This window comes from Nostoc sp. LEGE 12454, from assembly GCF_056620565.1.
In genome coordinates this window covers 17,237-34,843 of record NZ_JBWQXL010000029.1, presented here as the reverse complement: position 1 = coordinate 34,843, position 17,607 = coordinate 17,237, and the positions used below count along the sequence as shown (strand labels likewise).

The 17,607-nt window shown below is 42.2% G+C and carries 13 protein-coding genes; 6 read left to right on the top strand and 7 right to left on the bottom strand.

The genetic code is table 11. The features are described 5' to 3' along the window. Positions 1-136 precede the first annotated feature (136 nt). Both AC1F2U_RS24270 and AC1F2U_RS24265 read right to left on the bottom strand, forming a co-directional pair. A complete protein-coding gene (locus AC1F2U_RS24270; protein ID WP_480263412.1) occupies positions 137-1,174 on the bottom strand; it encodes a DUF6745 domain-containing protein in 1,038 nt (345 codons plus the stop codon). After that, positions 1,161-1,454, bottom strand: coding sequence for a hypothetical protein (locus tag AC1F2U_RS24265; RefSeq protein WP_480263411.1), 294 nt, complete (start codon positions 1,452-1,454; stop codon positions 1,161-1,163). Before AC1F2U_RS24265 ends, AC1F2U_RS24270 begins: the two co-directional genes overlap by 14 nt. Positions 1,455-1,921: 467 nt before the next feature. Between AC1F2U_RS24265 and topA the strand changes: the two genes are divergently transcribed. From topA to AC1F2U_RS24245, 4 genes are all read left to right on the top strand, one after another. Next, complete coding sequence (gene topA / locus AC1F2U_RS24260) at positions 1,922-4,573, top strand: type I DNA topoisomerase (RefSeq protein WP_480263410.1); 2,652 nt, start codon at positions 1,922-1,924, stop codon at positions 4,571-4,573. Positions 4,574-4,975: 402 nt separating this feature from the next. Then, positions 4,976-5,116: a hypothetical protein gene (locus AC1F2U_RS24255; protein WP_012410890.1), complete on the top strand. Its 141-nt coding sequence runs from the start codon at positions 4,976-4,978 to the stop codon at positions 5,114-5,116. Between the two features lie 22 nt (positions 5,117-5,138). After that, a complete protein-coding gene (gene aroQ, locus AC1F2U_RS24250) occupies positions 5,139-5,588 on the top strand; it encodes a type II 3-dehydroquinate dehydratase (RefSeq protein ID WP_480263409.1) in 450 nt (149 codons plus the stop codon). 73 nt (positions 5,589-5,661) lie between these two features. Then, positions 5,662-6,603, top strand: coding sequence for an ADP-ribosylglycohydrolase family protein (locus tag AC1F2U_RS24245; RefSeq protein ID WP_480263408.1), 942 nt, complete (start codon positions 5,662-5,664; stop codon positions 6,601-6,603). 110 nt (positions 6,604-6,713) lie between these two features. Here the strand turns inward: AC1F2U_RS24245 and AC1F2U_RS24240 are convergent, their stop codons facing one another. Then, complete coding sequence (locus tag AC1F2U_RS24240) at positions 6,714-6,842, bottom strand: hypothetical protein (protein WP_480263407.1); 129 nt, start codon at positions 6,840-6,842, stop codon at positions 6,714-6,716. Here AC1F2U_RS24240 and AC1F2U_RS24235 point away from each other — a divergent pair. Further along, the gene (locus AC1F2U_RS24235) at positions 6,831-9,527 is read left to right on the top strand and encodes an HD family phosphohydrolase (RefSeq protein WP_480263406.1); all 2,697 of its coding nucleotides are present in this window, start codon (positions 6,831-6,833) and stop codon (positions 9,525-9,527) included. The two genes, AC1F2U_RS24240 and AC1F2U_RS24235, sit on opposite strands and share 12 nt — an antisense overlap. Before the next feature lie 410 nt (positions 9,528-9,937). Here AC1F2U_RS24235 and AC1F2U_RS24230 read toward each other — a convergent pair whose 3' ends face one another. Further along, the gene (locus tag AC1F2U_RS24230) at positions 9,938-10,249 is read right to left on the bottom strand and encodes a hypothetical protein (RefSeq protein WP_480263405.1); all 312 of its coding nucleotides are present in this window, start codon (positions 10,247-10,249) and stop codon (positions 9,938-9,940) included. Between the two features lie 116 nt (positions 10,250-10,365). Further along, entirely contained in the window at positions 10,366-11,034 is a 669-nt protein-coding gene (locus AC1F2U_RS24225; protein ID WP_480263404.1) for a TetR/AcrR family transcriptional regulator, read from the bottom strand. 327 nt (positions 11,035-11,361) lie between these two features. Here AC1F2U_RS24225 and AC1F2U_RS24220 point away from each other — a divergent pair, with 327 nt between their 5' ends. Continuing rightward, positions 11,362-12,315: a Rieske 2Fe-2S domain-containing protein gene (locus AC1F2U_RS24220; RefSeq protein WP_480263403.1), complete on the top strand. Its 954-nt coding sequence runs from the start codon at positions 11,362-11,364 to the stop codon at positions 12,313-12,315. A 322-nt stretch (positions 12,316-12,637) separates the two neighbouring features. Here the strand turns inward: AC1F2U_RS24220 and AC1F2U_RS24215 are convergent, their stop codons facing one another. Both AC1F2U_RS24215 and AC1F2U_RS24210 read right to left on the bottom strand, forming a co-directional pair. Then, a complete protein-coding gene (locus AC1F2U_RS24215; RefSeq protein WP_480263402.1) occupies positions 12,638-13,930 on the bottom strand; it encodes a thioredoxin domain-containing protein in 1,293 nt (430 codons plus the stop codon). A 650-nt stretch (positions 13,931-14,580) separates the two neighbouring features. Further along, the gene (locus AC1F2U_RS24210) at positions 14,581-17,226 is read right to left on the bottom strand and encodes a sensor histidine kinase (protein WP_480263401.1); all 2,646 of its coding nucleotides are present in this window, start codon (positions 17,224-17,226) and stop codon (positions 14,581-14,583) included. Positions 17,227-17,607 lie beyond the last annotated feature (381 nt).

Below are 17,607 nucleotides of genomic sequence, written 5' to 3'. Positions count from 1 at the left end.
TAGCGATCGCTCTCCACTTTTCCCGATAAACTGGAATCAAAGCCTCTTGCTCAGGTGTTAGCGTGTAAATCATTTTTACTAATCAAGAATTTTTCCCTATTTGAACAATTTCTAAATGGGTAAGTCCTTTAAGTAATTATGTTTGCACACCAAACTCTTCTGGATCTACGCCCCAATTTACCCAGCTAATTGCTTCACGTGCTGAGTTGATATTTGGTGGAACTCGCAAGGCGTGAATAAACCCTGTACTGGGGCAAGTCATTTTTAATAAATAAATCGGCTCGATATCCACATTGTTATCAATTCTTAATAGTGTATATTCTTGCCAATTATCTAATTCAATAGCTTGTAGTTCTTGGCAAATTCTAGCGTAACCAATACCCTGAATTAGTACTCGCCGTAGTTCGGCATTTTTCTCTGACAAAAGCCATTCCGCTTGCCATTGTTCAGGGTGGATTTTACCATACTTTTCAGGTAAGGTTACATCGTGATAGAAGTAAAGGCTAAATCCATCGGCATACTCTATTGCGGGTTCACCTTCAGCGTGGAGGCGATTTTGATTGTCTAAGCGCAAGTGAAGGGGGCGATCGCATACTATACAAATATTTTTATAAGGTAAAACCCTACCACAATATTTGAATAAAGATTCAAGTGCTTGCCATATTTCTTGATTGTGAGAAAAGCTGAGGACAGAAAAATAAAAGTCCTTACAAATAAAGAAGCAACGAATCCATTCTATAGGTTGAATGAAGTCAGGCACTGAGTCCCACTCATCAGGATCACCGCCCATATAATCTGGGATCATGTAAAGACTGAAAGTTTCTTTTTGAAACTCGTCGAATTCCATTCCGAGTTTGCTACTCAGTTCGCGGCTGAATTGTGTATGAAAATCATGTTGATTTTCAAAGTCTTGCCGCAAATCACATATTTCGTCAATTAGTGTATAGCCTGACGGTATATCTAATTGATTCACACATTTTATTGCCCCATAAAGACTATCTACAAAAATAATTTCAGGATCTTCTTTGCCCATAGCTGCATAGACTAATTTCACCGCTTCCGCCGCTTTTTCACGATCAATCCGCTCAGTTGAAAGCGCGATCGCTCTCCACTTTTCCCGATAAACTGGAATCAAAGCCTCTTGCTCAGGCGTTAACTTTTCAATCAGCGACATAACGCCAACCTTCAGGCTCGTATTCTCGCTGAATTTTCACCATCCAGTCACCTTGGGGAATAGAAATAGCTTTATGCTCCTCATGGGCAAGCAATGCTGACTCTGAAAACACACGCAAACAGAGTGTGCTATCTTTCTCGTATAATTCGGCATTTCCCTCAGTAATGCGATGCTTATGCCCCGTAACTTCGCCTTCTGCCAAAGTTAAATGAGGTATTTTTTGTCCTTCAACCTGCTGCACAGGTAGTAAGATAACATCACCCTGACGAATTGGTTGCATGGTTTTGCTTTCCTGACATGGGTACAAATCCCACTTCGCTTTTGCTCTCAAGTTTGATTTAATTTTGGCACAAGCTCTATTAAGGTGGGGAATTGGGCATTGGGCATTGGTAAATTCAATAATTATTCTTCCCTTGTTCCCCCTACTTTCTGATCTCCCATTCCCCATACTCTATGCCCTATGTCCCATGCCCAATTCCTAAATTAAAAGATATTTTGAAAACTGTAGTCGCCAATTATGCGTTAGATAAGTTAAAGATTGAAATAGCTGGAAATTCAGACCCAGCGTATCCTCATTTATCCTCTGGGAGAGACTGGGCATTAAGTTCAGCGGATTTTCTCCCAAGCAGGCAGTTTATGTGAGGATTAAATCACCGCCCTAAGCGTGACCATTTATCTTGACAATTTGTAAAAGTTACCTCAATTTGACTGTTTAGCTTAGTAGCTCTTCTTTTTATTGAAATTTCCATGTCAACTCTCGTCATCGTCGAATCTCCAACCAAAGCTCGTACCATTCGCAACTACCTGCCAGCAGGCTATCGGGTGGAGGCGTCTATGGGTCATGTGCGTGACCTACCCCAGTCGGCTAGTGAAATTCCCGCTGCCGTCAAAGGGGAATCATGGGCACAGCTAGGGGTAAATGTGGACGCCGACTTTGAACCGGTATATGTTGTCCCGAAAGACAAAAAGAAAATTGTTACCCAGCTCAAAGATGCCCTCAAGGATGTAGATGAACTGATTCTGGCAACGGACGAAGACCGGGAAGGTGAAAGCATTAGTTGGCATTTATACCAACTACTGAAGCCAAAAGTTCCGACTAAGCGGATGGTGTTTCACGAAATTACTCAAGAGGCGATCAAAAAAGCTCTGAAAAATTGCCGTAATATTGATGAGCAGTTGGTTCGTGCCCAAGAAACCCGGCGGATTTTAGATCGATTGGTAGGCTATACCCTGTCTCCCCTGCTATGGAAAAAAATCGCCTGGGGATTATCTGCTGGGCGCGTACAATCTGTAGCTGTGCGACTTTTAGTCACTAGGGAACGCCAACGCCGCGCTTTCCATGAGGGTACATACTGGGATTTGAAAGCTAGTTTGTCAAAGGAAAAAACCCCCTTTGCTGCCCAGTTGGTAACATTGGGAGGAACCAAAATTGCTAATGGTAGTGATTTTGACGCCACAACTGGAGAAATTACCGCAGGTCGCAATGTCTTGTTGCTCAACGAAGAACAAGCTGTAGCGCTCAAGGAACGCCTAACTGGTAAAACCTGGAGTGTTACCGACATGGAAGAACGCCCAGTGACGCGCAAACCGTCGCCACCGTTCACCACCTCGACGTTGCAACAAGAATCTAACCGGAAACTGCGCCTTTCAGCCCGCGACACCATGCGGGTTGCCCAGAATTTGTACGAGCAAGGGTATATTACCTATATGCGGACAGATTCGGTGCATTTGTCAGATCAAGCGATCGCAGCTGCTCGGAGTTGTGTAGAAAAGCTTTACGGTCAACAATACCTCAGTCCCCAACCCCGGCAATACACCACCAAATCCAAAGGCGCACAAGAGGCGCACGAAGCAATTCGTCCAGCAGGTAGCAGCTTCCGCACCCCCCAAGAAACTGGTTTGGGCGGTCGAGAACTTGCCCTTTACGATTTGATTTGGAAGCGGACTGTTGCTTGTCAAATGGCTGATTCCCGGCAAACTCAAATTACCGTGCAATTGCAAGTCGAGGATGCTGGATTCCGTTCTTCAGGCAAACGGATTGAATTTCCAGGGTACTTACGTGCCTACGTCGAAGGCTCAGACGACCCAGAAGCAGCACTGGAAGACCAGGAAGTAATTTTGCCGAATCTGAAAGTGGGCGATCGTCCCAATTGTACAGAACTGGAAGCCGTTGGGCACGAAACCCAACCGCCAGCTAGATACACCGAAGCTTCTTTGGTGAAAACCTTAGAAAGCGAAGGTATCGGTCGTCCCAGTACCTACGCCAGCATCATTGGCACGATCATCGATAAGGGTTATGCTCATTTGGTGACTAACGCTCTCATTCCCACCTTCACCGCTTTTGCCGTCACCGACTTGCTGGAAAAACATTTTCCGGACATCGTCGATCCTAGTTTTACCTCGAAGATGGAGCAAACCCTCGATGATATTGCCACAGGTGAAGCAAAATGGCTGCCCTACTTGCAGAAATTCTATCTGGGAGAAAAAGGGCTAGAAACACTCGTAAAAGAACGGGAAAGTCAAATTGATGCCACCAAAGCTAGGACTGTAGAACTTGAGAATCTAGATGCCAAAGTCCGCATTGGTAAATATGGCCCTTATATTGAAGTCGAAAATGGTGAAGGAGTTGTCACCGCTTCAATTCCCAAAGACCTGACACCAGCTGACCTCAACCCCAAACAGGTAGAAGTATTGCTGCGGCAAAAAATCACAGGCCCTGACCAGGTAGGCCGCCATCCCGAAACTGGCGAACCAATTTATGTGAAAATTGGTGCTTACGGGCCTTATGTCCAATTGGGTGACAAAACCGACGAAAACCCCAAACCGAAACAAGCCTCCTTACTTAAAGGTGTCACCCCAGAAACCGTTACCCTGGAAATGGCTGTTGGTCTGTTGGCACTACCCCGGACATTAGGAGTTCATCCAGTTACTGGCGGCAAAATTCAAGCAAGTTTGGGACGCTTTGGCCCTTATGTCGTTCACGACCAGGGTAAGGAGGGGAAAGACTACCGCTCTCTGAAAGCTGCTGATAATGTATTGACAATTAGCTTAGAACGTGCATTAGAACTGTTATCCGAACCCAAAAAGGGACGCAGTTCTACCAACAGCAAGTCCAAGGCAGCCTTACGCGAATTGGGTACGCATCCAGAGGACGGGGAAACAATTAACATCTACGATGGCCCCTATGGTCCTTACATCAAGCATGGCAAAACTAATGTCAGTATCCCAGAAGGTCAAACGGTAGAAGATGTAACCCTAACGGCAGCGCTGAACTTGTTGGCAGCTAAGACATCGACCGGAAAATCGACTCGCAAAACGAGTAAATCAACGACTTCCAAATCTAAGTCAACTGCGAAATCATCAACAACCGCTGCCAAGAAAAAGGGTACAAAAGGCTAGTGGTAAGTCAGTTAATTTTGGATTTTAGATTTACGCTAGCGTAGCGTTAGCGACAAAGGAGTCTATTTTAGATTTATTTCGCCCATAACGGGCAAGGCATGAATCTCAAAATTCCCTTAATCCAAAATCTAAAATCTAAAATTCCTACTCAATAGTCTATCTAAAGTCCGATTTTTAACTCTTGACCCTTGATATCCATCCTTGATAGGATACAGTTCATTAGGTTCAAGTGTGATACTCTAAAAAGTAAGGGAAAACACAACGCTAAATTTTAGAAGTGGCTTATGTCCCAAATGCGGGATTGTGTATCAGCCCGATTGGAAGCCAGAGGTGCGAAAGTATGTTTTTTTCTGCGTACCTGTTAATCAAAAATTGAGGTAGTATCTCAGGAGCGGTCAGTTCATGGACTATATAGAAAAGGTGCTGGAAAAGCTTAAGGAATTAGCTCGTAGGCTAATTGAAAGCCTATTAGGGCCAGAGGCTGAACCGGAACCGGAACTGATTCCGATTCCTGTGAACGATCGCTCTCGGCGTCGCCACTAACCCCGCAGTGGTAAACTCGACGTTGCAATCCTTAAGTATTCTGGTACTGCACGGGCCAAACTTAAATTTGCTAGGACAACGAGAACCAGGAATTTATGGTTCGCTGACACTAGCTGAAATTAACCGCCTGTTAGAAGAAGAAGCATTCAAATTACAGGCGAAAGTTTTTTCTTTGCAGTCAAATCATGAAGGAATTTTGGTAGATACTATTCATGGCGCGTTAGGGCAACATCAGGGAATTCTAATTAATGCAGGAGCATACACCCATACAAGTGTGGCCTTGCGAGATGCGATCGCTGCTGTTAACTTGCCCACGGTGGAAGTACATCTGAGTAACATTTACCGCCGGGAAGAATTTCGCCATCATTCTTATATCGCCCCAGTTGCGATCGGGCAAATAAGTGGTTTTGGCGTTCAAAGTTACTTATTGGGCTTACAAGCTTTGATAGATCATTTAAGAGTTAGGAGTTAAGAGTTAAGAGTTATAAGTTAGGAATTAGTAATATTTCATTAACTCTTCACTCCACACTTTTGACTACAGAATTATGCGTTACTCTCCTATAAGTCGGTTTAAAGGAACTTTACTCGGAGCATTCTTGGGGGAAAGTTTAGCTTCTGGTGGTATACAGTTTGAGAGTTCCCTAGATTTAGGCAGAATGGCGGTTCTGGGTATCCAGAGTTTGATTGCCTTAGGTAGATTAGATTTAGATGATTGGATAGAGCGTCAGCAAGAAGAATCTCTTCATTTAGTAGCAACTGATGACATTTCGATAAAAATAATTATTGCCACATTACCAGTAGCCCTCTTTTTTCACGAAAATCCGATTAAACTACGACAAAACTTGCTGCGTGTGCTGAAAATCTGGGAGGACGATCCAGTAGTCAGGGATGGAACACTAGCAGTAGGATATGCGATCGCTCTTGCCCTAACTGAAAAACTTGACCCTCTAACTCTTATCCCACAGACAATTTCTTTTATCGGAGAAACACCGACATCAATACCAAAAAAATTATTAAGAGTTCAGAATTTATTAGAGCAAGGAGCCGGATTATCAACGACGGAACCTGAGTTTGCTAAGGAAGAAAAACTCAGTAACAGTATTGCTATGGCATTTTACTGCTTTTTGAGCACCTTGGAAGACTTTCGCCTGACAGTTTTACAGGCTACTCACGATCGCAATTCTCAACTGCAAGATGCTACGCTTCTAGTCTCACAGGCTACAGGTGCAATTACTGGTGCTTTGTCGGGAGCATATAACGGGACAGGTGGAATTCCCGTAAATTGGCAAGTCTTGCTCTTGCAAAGGAATTCTCCAGTATGGGGACTAACTAGCTTTTCCCAAGTGTTAGAATTGACCGATGCATTTGTGGGGGTGTGGTCAGGAGTGTATAATCTTACCTTAAACCCAAAAGAGTTAACAGAGGAGGGATGTGAGGTGGCTTTGCTTTCAGTTTACGCAGCTCCTCGTGTTATTCGGTCGCGTTAATCTTAAATTAACCAGATAAGGGGTTAAAGCTAGGCAAACTTCCGTCACAGTCGTATTAGTCTCATATACTAGAATTTTTCAGTAAACCCTTGGACTGATTCTGTAGCTAACTATTGTGGTAAATCAGCAGTAAAAAAGCCCTCGCCACCGACTTGCAGCCGCAGATCGAACTTTCCTGATGATTGTCTTTTTTGAACTATCAAAGTTGGCAATTGCAGGTAGAGATAATGAAAATGCATAAATTTTTGCAGTTCTTGAACCAGCAATTGACTCACTGGCGGCGACAGTACAAAACACTACGCCGTAAAGGAAAGTTAATGAGAAGTCCCAAAGGTAAAACCCATAGAAGGGAACTTCTAAGGACTATGCTCAAGAATGTATTCCTGTTTTTATCAAAAACCAATGAGAAAAGCGAACGCCGAAAACAAGAAAAAGCGCTAAGGTCAAAGGCAAAATCGGTCAAAATTAAGAGTAGTATTTGTACAGTCGGTTTAGATTGGGCATATAAACAGCGTTACTCGGTGATTTTGGCGATCGCTGTAGTGTCCCTCACAGGTATTATTGGTCATAAATTATACAATCAGACTCAACTCAAAATAGGACGTCCTGCGCCCCAAACGATTACAGCGCCTTACACAGCTAGCATCGAAGATCGGAAAAAAACCGAAGCCGAGCGCAAAGCCGTCAGCACAAGCTCCTTACAGGTGTTGATGCTTGATGCGCGAATCAACGAAAAAATCAACGAAAATTTGCAACAACTTCTAGATGATGGTAACGAAATTCGCGCTGTCGCTGGAGCTTTTCCTTTTTTCGATCCTGTAGTTTTATCCATCTCTACCCAACGTTACCTCCGCTCTTGTTCTAACTTGGAATGGCAAGCACTGCTATCGACTGTAGAAAATAGTAAAAATCAGCAGCAGAAGAGAATCGGACAAACCACCCCAGCTGCACCCAATCAGAAACGCCAGCCGCGCATCACATCCAAATCTGATTCCCAGAGTCTAGAAAAGACACAGCCAATAGATTTTTCTCAAAGCACTGATTTTACTCAAGCTGTAGCAGAACTAGAATCTTACCGCCTCACAACTCCTGAGAAAAGCTTATCCTTACTGATTGCCGAAATTTCCCAAACACGTCAAAGATACATCCAAGCCACTGCCAAACTTTTAAAATTAGAGACTGTTACCCCCGAAGCAGTATATGAAGAATCTCTACTTTTGGATTTATCAGATGTGGAATGGGAAAAAACCCAAATAGGAATCCATCAAAGTATAGAGCGGATTCTCACCCAAGGCATTCCACAAGGACTGCCAAAAAATATCTTGCAAGATGCGGTGAGTTTACAATTACAGACCTTTGTACCAGAATCCGCTGAAACTTTGGCAAAGAATCTGTTGTTAGCTGTACTCAAGCCGAATCTGCAAAAAGATGAAGAACAAACCAGACAAAACGCTCAAAAGGCTGCGGCTGGAGTGCCACCCGTGATGGTGAAGGTACGGCAGGGTGAGGTGATTGTCAAAAAAGGAGCGCAGATTACTGCATGGAACTTTGAGGTACTGGAGCATTATCATCTGATTCGTCGGGAGGTAAAGTGGCAGGAGTTGGTGAAGTTAGGAGGCGTGATTGCGATCGCTATTGGCATTTTTGTCTGGGTAGAACGCCATATCGATTACGAATTGCGACAACGCGATCGCCTATTAGTGTTATTGCTAACTCTGAGCGTGCCAGGAGTAATCGTCATCGGATTGCCCTATACCACCTGGAGCGCCCTTGGGTTATTGTTGGGAAGCTTTTACGGGCCGACTTTGGGGTTAACAGTTGTCGGCCTGCTGTGGCCGATATTAGGCATTAGTTTGGATATGAGCAAGGCTGCACTTTTAGCTGGTGTGGGGGGAGGAATATTAGGTAGTTACATCGCCCAACGATTGCGATCGCGTGAAGAGTTAGCATTATTAGGCGTTGCGATCGCCTTAACTCAAGGTGGCATTTACCTGTTTGTTAAAATTTTAATTGGTCAAGTATTTGGTTCAACCTGGTATATTGTCTTCCAAGAAGCGGGATTATTTGCTTTATCCGGCTTAGGCTGGAGTGTTATCGCCTTGGGTTTGAGTCCTTATCTAGAAAAAGTTTTTGATTTAGTTACCCCAATCCGCCTAGCAGAACTGGCGAACCCTAACCGCCCTTTATTAAAACGACTCGCTACTGAAACTCCGGGAACTTTTCAACATACCTTACTTGTAGCCACTCTTGCTGAAGCTGCTGCCAAAGAATTAGGATGCAATGTTGAACTAGTCAGGGCTGGGACACTATATCACGATATTGGCAAAATGCACGACCCTCTTGGCTTTATTGAAAATCAAATGGGCGGGCCGAATAAACACGATACTGAGATTAAAGATCCTTGGAAGAGTGCAGAAATTATCAAAAAGCACGTAACTGAAGGGTTGGTAATGGCGCGCAAACACCTTTTACCTACGGCGATTCAAGCTTTTATTCCAGAGCATCAGGGAACGATGCTAATTGCTTATTTCCATCACCAAGCCCAGCAAATGGCTCAAGAAGATCCAAGTTTAACTGTAGACGACGCAGATTTTCGCTACGATGGCCCAATTCCCCAATCACGGGAAACCGGAATTGTCATGTTAGCAGATTCTTGCGAAGCGGCGCTGCGATCGCTGCAAGCTTCGGCTAAATCTGTGGGAGAGAAGCAATCGCTTAAAGATGTTTCCAGCGAACAAGCTTTAGCAATGCTCAATAATATTTTGCGTGCCAAATGGCAAGAAAATCAACTCGTAGATTCAGGACTAACAAGAGAAGAAATGTCACAAATTGCCCAGATATTTGTGGATGTTTGGCAGCAATTTCATCACAAACGCATTGCTTATCCTAAGTTGAAGACTAATAGCGCTGCGCGGAATTCATAATTCTTATATAGCAAAGGTTTCGTTGATTTAGCTTGTATTTTTGATGTTCTTTTCTCTAAGTTTTGTGTTCTGAGCTAGTAGTTTGGGGTGCTGAACTCAAAATTTGATGTTCTCTTCTTGAAGTTTCGTGTTCTGAGCTAGTAGTTTGGTGTGCTGAACTCGAAGTTTCGTGTTCTCAACTCGAAGTTTGGTGTTCTCTTCTCGAAGTTTAATGTTCTCAACTCGAAGTTTGGTGTTCCTAACTCAAAGTTTGCTGTTCTGAACTCGAAGTTTAGTGTTCTGAACTCAAAGTTTGATATTCTGAGGTCGAAGTTTGATGTTCTGAGCTTGAAGTTTGATGTTCCAAGCTCGGAATTTGGTATTCTCTTCTCAAAGTTTGATGTTCTAAGCTCGAAGTTTGGTGTTCCGAGCTAGTAGTTTGGTGTTCTGAGCTTAAAATTTAGGGTTTTAAGCGAATTAAGCTTGGATGATAAAATCAAACGCCGAGAGATTTGGTGCAAAGTATAAACTAAACCAAGTATTGCTCTGTGCTTTACAGAAACTACTAAATTTTTAGGAGTCGCAACTTCACCTATTTGAGTGTTAATTTCATATCTAAAAATTAGCCAGTGGCAGATAATTTTAGTCCCAAACTTTCGGCTACCGCCGTTAGAAGAACTTTGAGCTAGCTGAAGCGCGATCGCTATCCAAAACCACGACTGAGCAAAAGTGTTACCCAGCATTATCTATTAAAAAGGCTTGTGGGGACTCACTTGCTATTTGGACACCACAAGTATTTCGGAATTTTTGCCAAACGCTGCTATTCGCGTTGCTCTTTTTTGATATAACTCCTAACTCCTCACTCCTCACTTTTAACTTTGATTGCTTGCACACCAGCCAAAATAAAATTAACAGCTGCTTGAGTATGCTGCTCAATCATTTCTGGACTTAGTAATTGCAAATCGGGTCTAGTATGCTTGATGTTTTCGTAAGCGTTGAAATATAAATTACAAACCCCAATAATATGCAGGGTAGTGAAAAATGGATCGATCTGACGGAAACAACCTTCCGCCATCCCCCGCTCTAAAATCTCGATCAGATACCTAAAATTTTCTTGCCAATTCCCCTGTTTGAAATACTTTCCCTGATTTTGGTTTGCTTCTTGGAACCAAAGCATCCCTCTGTGCGGGTGAGCAGCTTCATAAGCGATCGCTCCTTTGACTAGCACCTTCAATGCCTCCTCTGGTGGGAATTGATCCAAATTTAGCTCCTCAAACCCTTCGTGCATCTCCACCGCCGGACGTTGCAGAACAGCTTGATATAGTCCTTCCTTGCTCTGGAAGTAGTAGTAAATCATCGCTGTAGTCACACCTGCACCTCTAGCGATCGCCTCTGTTCGCGCGCCTTGAAGTCCATTTCTGGCAAACTCCGCTTCCGCCGCATCGAGAATCTGCTTTTTCGTCGCTTCTGCATCGCGCACCTGACGCGGCTTTTTAGCTGAGAATTTTGACTGCGTTGAACGACCCACGTTGCTCCACGATCATAACGAAAATATATTAACTAAAAAATTGCTTGCTAGTTGACATAGAAGATGAAATTTATTAAATTAATCTTTATTAACTAATTTTTTAGTTAATTGCATAATTCAGCAATGCAGAAGCCAAAGCCGAGCAAATGCGCGGCTGTATTGGTTCGTGCATTGCAGACAAGACTTTAATTATGCCAATTTGCATTCAAAATTAAGATGTCAAGCAGATGACACACAACTTTTAACTTTAAATATTGTGTAACGTCTTCCTAACCCATCTACTGAACTTTAAATAAACAACTTTTGAAGATTTTGGAGGAAAAATAAATGGAGCCAATTTTACCAGGTGCGCCTTGGTTAATCGCGCACAAATCTATATTGGGAGTGAATAAACCTAATAAAATCACATTAAATGGACAGGATTATGTTATTTGGCAAAACCAAAAAGGCGAAGTGTTTGCCCTTGATAACATCTGTCCGCACATGCAAGCACCTTTATCAGACGGCTGGGTTTGTCAAGAAAGAGATACTATTACTTGCCCTTTTCATGCACTAGAATTTGATGGACAAGGCAGACTACAGCAAGGAGATAAAAAAGACACTCAGCCAATTACCAAACCATTAGAGTTAATTATTAGCAATGATTGTATCTGGACTTATGCCGGATTTGAGCCAACATTGCCCATCCCAGATTTGCATCAGAAAATTGTTGATGAATATGAGTTCATCGGAGTAACCGGGGATAAAAGTATTCGGGGTGATTTTTTGACTAATCTGATGGTTAACTATGACTATAATCACCAAAATGGTACTCATAAAGAATTATTTAAAATTACATATTGTCATGTAAGCTCTTTTGAAGACAAAGGATACTATGCCACAGTCAAACAAGAACTGAAGAGAGCCAACAACACGCTAGGAGAAATTGTCAAAAATCCTATTTTGGGAATCTTACCTAAAACGCTTGCTAACACACTCGAATACGCTTTTCCTTCAACTACAGCTTTTTTTGCGAAAACGCCTATTGGTGATATTGCTCAAATTCATATTCTCTACCCTGAAACAGAAAAAATTACCAAGACATTTATTTTGATATATGCCAAAGTCGTTAATCCTTTGATGAAATTCTTGTTTCAAAACTCAGTTTTACAAGCAGCAGCCACAGTTATTGAACAGGATACAAATGCAGTTGAAAGTTTGTATCCTCGCCAAAAACCAAAAATTAGATTGCCAAATGAAGAGATTATGTTCTATGCAGAAAAACTCTACCGCGATTGGTAATTTGGGAAGTTAGAACAAGAGCGAAGTTGAGCAAACTAGTCAGTAGACCTCTTGCAAAAGTGCTTTTTGCAAGAGGGGGAAAAGGGTAAACGTTAAAGGGGAAGGGGACAATACAGAACCTTTTCCCCTTCCCCCCGCCCCTTCCACCTTTCCCTTTTCCCGACTTATGCCAAGAAGTCTAGTGGTTTACACAACTGCTAGAGAGTAGTATGCCGATATTGAAATGGAATGTCCCTTTTACCTTATATGGTCGAGGTCAAAATGCTATGGGTAAGTTAGTAGCTACAATTTTCTTAACTGAACTGTATTGGTTTATGAGCTACTAACGAATGCCATCATTATCAATGGCGCTGTAGCTGTCGCTGGGGAAAAGCCCCAACCAAGGGTCAGAACTAGGAGTTAAAAATAGTTGTCCGTATACTTGTTGATTGAGCGCTTCCACACTCCTTGTTTGCTTACCCTGCATAAACCATTGATGAATTTGGCTGTGCAGCATATATTCATTTCTGACTGTATCTAAAGCCATTGTGGCTTCAAAATTTTTCACTATTATCGGCAAATTATCTTCTTGAGTGTTGGCAGATTGAGACTTTTTAGCTTTGATTAGAGAGATGCTGTTTCGATCTAGTTTGACATCGGCGGCATAGAGTTGAGCAATTTTGTCCCAAACTTTCTGGTCAGTAATTTCAGCTAAGGCGTTTTGATTCCGTTCAGCATCAGACTGGAGAGCAGTTAGCATTGGCGTTTCAACTCTCATTTTAGAAACTGCTAAAGAGCTTGCTATTGCTGCTGTTGGTGGTTGAGTGGGATTGTTGGGAATTTCTACCATTTTAGGGGGAGCCTGGATACCCAGGCGGGATAAATCTGCAACCCATTGAGCTTGGATAGAATTTAAGCGATCGCTGTGGTATTTTCTTAAATAAGACTCGCGATCGCTTGGTGTAAGTTTACTGTAATTTTTTACTGCTAATTCAGCCTGCTGTAGCTGACGCAAAAATGCTTTGGGACTATATAATCCTGGAATAGCATCAATTGGACGACCCGATGCATCCAATACATAATGAATGCTATTGCCTGTAATCGTTCGCTCCAACTTGCGTCCGTCGCCAAAATCAATAGTTACTTTGGGTACAGGACGCACTGATTGCCAATGCAAAATGAAACGGTCTTGAAGCAGTTTAGAAATTTCAAGATTCGGATACAGCGCTACCCTAAAGAATCTACTATTAGCACAACTCAAATCTTGATCCAGCCTACCCAATAACCGCAGAGATAGAATGGGTTTACCACTGGTTCTAGCAGCAGCTTTGGCTTGTTCTATATCAGTGTACCAGTACAAACGAGAGGCGTAACAATCCCGTTGTTGACAAAGTTCGTCTAAAGCTACCCGAAGTGCAGGGGAAGGTAGAACTGCTCCTGAAGAAGCGGTATTTAATGTATTCGCATGGGATTTAAGAAATACTTGTAACCCTTTTGGGCCCTGTTTCCGAAGTACAGAAACTTCTTGAGATAGGTTAGAGGTTTCAGCTACAGGAGTTTGAGCATCAGCTATTTGCACAAAACCGAAGCTGACTAGGATGAGTGCGAAAGGATATTTGAAGGTTCTAAATTTCATATATTTTCAGATATTTTCAAGAAAAATAGCGGGTGTAAGTGGGGAGCATCCGGTTTTGGCAACAACGAACAGAAAGAATTTGGTTGACACTCTCAAAATTCTACTGTCAACCAGAAATTTTAATCCTAGCTTATCGCCTTTCTCATAGCTTATATAAAAGTGTTTTTTTATACAATATAAATATTAGTCCAAAAATATTTACGACAAATCACCCCGTCTAAATTGCACTGTTAAGCGGGGTGGTGGAGAGGCTGTAATTCTCTGTGAAATGGACTCTTTATTGGGGACTAGAGACGAAACCCAAGATTTACGTTAGTTTACTGGGTTGTGCTAAAAAGCGCGATCGCTTATTTATGAGATGCTATCGGTAGCTTAGTTTCTTAGCTCGACTTTATCCAAAATTAAGAACTCGCTTTCTTTATCCGGCAAAAACTCTAGCTTTTTGGCAAATACTTTTTCCACGTCACAGATTATCGATGAAGTTAAAAAAGTAAAAATATTGTCCTACAAAGGTTTCAGCTTAAGCGATCGCGTTGTGAAAAAAATAACTCTTTGCCCTTGTGGAATGAAACAGCCCTGTCTTAAAAAGGGGGGATTAAGGGAGTAATAATTCGATTAAAATCACAACATACCACTTTTCAAACAACCTCTTAGACTCCCCACTCCTTGACTTTTTTCCAAGGAAGCTTCACAGTAAATCGACTACCTTTACCTAACTGACTTTCGGCGTGGACAGTTCCACCATGCAACTCGACAATTTTTTGCACCATTACTAATCCTAAACCCGTGCCTGAAGAACGACGATCGGATGCAGTTTCAACTTGCACAAAAGGTTGAAATAATTTAAAAAGGTCATCGGAAAGCATCCCAATACCAGTATCTACCACGCTGATAAAGATATATTCATTGGTGGAACTTGGCTGGACTTCAATCCAGACTTCGCCTCCTTCTTTAGTAAACTTAATCGCGTTAGTTAATAAGTTGATAAATACTTGGCGAATGCGGCGTTCATCGACTTGGATGGGTTCGAGTTCTTCAGGGATTTGTGCCCTCAGCCGGATATTTTTCTGGAAGGCTAAATGTTTGACAAAACTCAAGCAGAAGTCACATATTTCCTGAATCGAAGTAGTAGCTAGTTGCAGTTCGATCTTGCTGGATTCGGTATCGGTAAAGTCAAGGATTTGGTTAATTAATTCTAGTAAGTTCTTCCCGCTAGATTCGAGCATATTTAAAGACTGACGCTGTTCTTCATTTACAGGGCCGTACACTTGCTCTTTGAGTACCTCTGTGATTCCCATAATTGAGTTTAAAGGAGTCCTCAGATCGTGGTTAATGTTTCTTAAAAAGGTGCTTCTAGCACGATTTGCGACTTCGGCGATTTCTTTAGCCTCACGTAGAGCGGATTCTGCACGTTTGCGATCGCCTACTTCTAAAGTTAGAGCGACAATTTCCGCGATCGCTCTAACGAAGTTTTGCTCGCTCTGTTCCCATTTCCGAGGAATATCAACTTGTTCGTACAATACTGTTCCCACCATTTGGCCTCCAACCCAAAGACTGGTATCAATTAGGGACACAATATTATTTGGTTCGAGCAATTTATCCGATAATTCTTGTACCCGTGGATCGGTACGAGTGTCAGAGACGACAATCGTACCAGAAGCCAATAGAGCTTTAAAGTAGATTAAATAATCTGCAAGGTTGCGTTCCAAACCTGCCGAATATTTCTGATTGCTACGTTCATAAAGACTTATGCATTGTAGCTTGGTGCGCTCGCTATTGAATAACCACACACTGACTCGTTCTACTTCTAAGGCATTGGCTGCTTTTTCTGCGATCGCTTTGAATGCTGTTTCTAAATTTCCTTCAAAAATCGCTTTGTGATTTGCCAATTCTGTAAGTACTTGATGATGCTGTCCCTGTTTTCGTTCGCTGTTAATGCGTTCTTCAACCTCGTGCTGTAATTCTTGAGTTCGCTGTTTAACTTGCAGTTCTAAATCCTCATTTTTACTAATCAGTGCAGTAAAGGTTTTGCGTAAATCCTGCGCCACTTCATTTAAAGATCCACCCAGCACCTCTAGTTCTTGAATCCCTTGTACTTTCACCACTGAGTTTTCGCTGTTGGTAAAATCAGTTAAATCTTTTGTCGCTTTGCTGAAGTGCAAAATTGGCACAGTAACCCACCTGGCGGTGACAATCCCCAATATAATAGCTAGTCCCAACGCTCCTAAACAAAGAAAAATTGTAGTTTTAATGTTGCGATTAATTTGTCCCATAAAGTCTGCTTCTGGGACAGCCACTATGATCAACCAATTGACATTTGGTTCGCCCTCGAAGGGTCTAACTTCTAAAAATTGCCGTTTGCCGTCTAAGGAAAAATCTAGTTGCTGTAAACCTGGAATTTGGTCAAAGTTACTAAATTTAGTTGCTAAGTATTTAGCGGTTGCTTGAGTCAAAGAATTGCCGCTTTGGGAAGCTGCTAATCTAATGGGTTTACCATTTTGTAAGCGGAATGGTTCTTCGTTGGTAGAACTTGCAACTAATAGCCCCGATGGCTCGATAATAAAAATTTGCCCAGACTTGCCAACTTTGATGTTTTGCAGCAAATCCCCAATTTGTGATAAGTGAGTGAGAGTGCTGTTGACTCCGAGTAGTTCGCCTTGGGAGTTATAAATGGGAAGAGAAGCACTAATTAAGAGTGTTGGTTCAGTGCGGGGTGTAAAAATCTGACTAAAGCTGAATTTTTTGGCGGTAACTGCTGTTTGATAATCAGGACGCGATCGCGCATCATAGTTTTTGATTACTTCTGGTGATTGAGTACGTTGACCTTGAGAGTCAATTATGTAGGTGTAGAGGTCGTACCCAGTTGACTTATCGGCTTTTCTGAGTAAAAATTGGCGATCGTTGAACTTCTCCAACGCTAAATATTCTTGCTCGTTGCTTGCAGTTATTGCCAATGCATCTGGAAAAATCTTTAACTGCTCGATTAAGTATGACTCCCAGTTTGCCAGATTTTCTATCTTCAGCAACCCCATGTTAATGAGATTTTGATTGCTGCCTAGTATCTGACGCGGCGTTACCAAGTAAGTTTGTAAATTCTGCTCGACTCGATTGCCAACTTCATGACGTAATTCACTAGCTACCTCATTGACTGCCTTTTGCCCGTTGTGGATTGATAAGTATGCAGTCAATCCCACAGCTAGCAAGATTTGCAGTACAAACAACGCTACCAAAATGCGACTTAGAGCTACGCCTTTAAACAGAGAAAAAACATTACCTTGCCCAGTATTTTTGTTCATCTGCCCACTCCCCCTTCCTGTCCTGTAGTACTGAGTACAACACCTCTAGTTTCCTGTCCTGTGGGCTTATGCATAGTTTGTACTCGGTCAGGTCAAGTGCCAATATACCACTTCTGCTAAAAGAACAAAACGTTACTTAACTGCACCTGTAGATTTTACCAACCAAAATAAAATATGACTAACGTCCATCACAAAGACAAAGACGCGATAAATCGCCGTCTCTACAAAGAACTGATGATTGTAGAGACGGCGATTCATCGCGTCTTCCCTTAATTGTAAATATGAAACAAATTGATGAAAACCTGAATCAATTCGTAGCTAGTTGAGATTTATGAGTTATAACTGGCATTTTTAAAGAAATCTAACTGTAGACAGATGAAA

Bases quoted from the DNA above. Each gene is read 5' to 3' on its own strand.
- AC1F2U_RS24270 (WP_480263412.1), bottom strand. From the start codon at position 1,174: ATGTCGCTGATTGAAAAGTTAACGCCTGAGCAAGAGGCTTTGATTCCA.
- AC1F2U_RS24265 (WP_480263411.1), bottom strand. From the start codon at position 1,454: ATGCAACCAATTCGTCAGGGTGATGTTATCTTACTACCTGTGCAGCAG.
- topA (WP_480263410.1), top strand. From the start codon at position 1,922: ATGTCAACTCTCGTCATCGTCGAATCTCCAACCAAAGCTCGTACCATT.
- AC1F2U_RS24255 (WP_012410890.1), top strand. From the start codon at position 4,976: ATGGACTATATAGAAAAGGTGCTGGAAAAGCTTAAGGAATTAGCTCGT.
- AC1F2U_RS24245 (WP_480263408.1), top strand. From the start codon at position 5,662: ATGCGTTACTCTCCTATAAGTCGGTTTAAAGGAACTTTACTCGGAGCA.
- AC1F2U_RS24235 (WP_480263406.1), top strand. From the start codon at position 6,831: ATGAAAATGCATAAATTTTTGCAGTTCTTGAACCAGCAATTGACTCAC.
- AC1F2U_RS24240 (WP_480263407.1), bottom strand. From the start codon at position 6,842: ATGCATTTTCATTATCTCTACCTGCAATTGCCAACTTTGATAGTTCAA.
- AC1F2U_RS24230 (WP_480263405.1), bottom strand. From the start codon at position 10,249: ATGCTGGGTAACACTTTTGCTCAGTCGTGGTTTTGGATAGCGATCGCG.
- AC1F2U_RS24220 (WP_480263403.1), top strand. From the start codon at position 11,362: ATGGAGCCAATTTTACCAGGTGCGCCTTGGTTAATCGCGCACAAATCT.
- AC1F2U_RS24215 (WP_480263402.1), bottom strand. From the start codon at position 13,930: ATGAAATTTAGAACCTTCAAATATCCTTTCGCACTCATCCTAGTCAGC.
- AC1F2U_RS24210 (WP_480263401.1), bottom strand. From the start codon at position 17,226: ATGAACAAAAATACTGGGCAAGGTAATGTTTTTTCTCTGTTTAAAGGC.